This is a genomic window from Bartonella sp. AD328YNZD (genome assembly GCF_042196425.1).
Genome location: NZ_JBHIQG010000487.1, coordinates 1 through 1,432 on the forward strand (window position 1 = coordinate 1; position 1,432 = coordinate 1,432).

Here is a 1,432-nt window from a genome sequence, read left to right on the forward strand (position 1 = left end):
AGAACCATAGGGTGCTGTGACTACTCATGTTGTCATGCTATAGAAATATTTGGTTTTGTAGGGTAGCAGCAGCCCCCCTTTAATGCTTTTTAGGCATTAAAAATGGCATGAGAAAATGCTGGTAGTTGTGATATGTTTTTTCTAAAGTTTTTTAATTATGGCTGATCCATGAGCTCTAAGATATACATTGAGAGAGAATGGGCGGCATTAAAAGTTAAATGCGCATGGTGAGGTTTGAGATTGATTAGTTTAAAATCCTTTTCTGAGCGGCCGTGCGCTGCACTTTTCTTGTTTCTTAAACTCATAGTACCATCTACAATTTGATACAGACCGGATGCGATCATTTTTAAGTCATTTTCATCTAGATCTTGATTTTTTAAGTTTTCTTTCTTCATATCTTCGGGATGGATCTTAGCTTTCTTAACGACTTGTTTCCATAAAACGGGCAGCGTATTACGGGCGTTTTCTTCATATGAGATAGAATGGTGGTCGAGATAAGCTTTGCAAGAAGCTTCCAATAGATTTGCTGCAAATAGAACCGCCTCCTTTGGATCTTTTTCTATATTTTCTAATGCCCTTTTTATTTCGATTTCTACTGCTGAAAGTCCTTTCTCTGTAATACGTTTTTGTAGCTCTTCTGTAGAGAGGAGACCAGCTTTTTGCAATTCTTGTGTGGAGGTCAGCTCCTTCTTGATAATATATCCTCCACGCTGATATTCTAATCTATCTTTCTTTAACGTTTCTAAAACTTTACGTTGATCTTCTTTTAACTGTAGAGTTTTTTTGTATAACGATGAATTCAATCCGGTAGGGTCTGGATCATAATATTCTTTTTCCATAAAATCACTAAGCAGGTTACCAAGGACTTCAAGTGGTTCTTCGCATTGAGAATTGATTGCACGTAGCCACACTTTAACTTTTTGGATTTTTGTACCTTCTGGAATTTCAGAAGGAGCAAATGATGCAATAAACAATTCATCTAACTCGTTATGCGTATAATGGTACGCAAACATTGGAGGAAGTAGTCCAATGATTGCAGGAGGAATTTTGTTTTTTTGAGATATTTTTTGCGGGGATGATAATTGCATTTTATGGCTTTATAATATCAAAAAGTGGTGTGTGGAGTGGTTTTTAGAGTATGATTTTATTGGCTTGACCTTGCATAGAAAGTCGCGCAACAATTTTGTGGCTTATATAAGATTTTTGAAAGGGAAATGCCATATTGTGTTTTAATTTTTTTCTCCTTTCATTGTTATAGCAGTGAAGCAGTGAAGGGGGGGTGAATAATGTGTGATAATTCGAAAAATATAGAATGAGAACAGAAGTATAATTTTGTATTATCGTAACTGCAATAGCATTCTTTATTGGCAGATTGTTTATTGGAGAGAAGGAAGCAGGCAATGCGCATAATCCCTGAACGGAAGGTTTTGTG

Annotated in this window: 2 protein-coding genes; both read right to left on the reverse strand. The window is 36.1% G+C overall.

Going from position 1 to position 1,432, the window contains the following annotated elements:
• Positions 1 to 155: 155 nt before the first annotated feature.
• On the reverse strand, positions 156 to 1,088 hold the full coding sequence (locus ACFIO3_RS13080) for an abortive infection family protein (RefSeq protein WP_375608790.1): 933 nt from the start codon (positions 1,086 to 1,088) through the stop codon (positions 156 to 158).
• A gap of 43 nt (positions 1,089 to 1,131) precedes the next feature.
• Positions 1,132 to 1,432 (reverse strand): hypothetical protein (locus tag ACFIO3_RS13085; protein ID WP_375704601.1); only part of this gene is annotated, 301 nt, incomplete at its 5' end.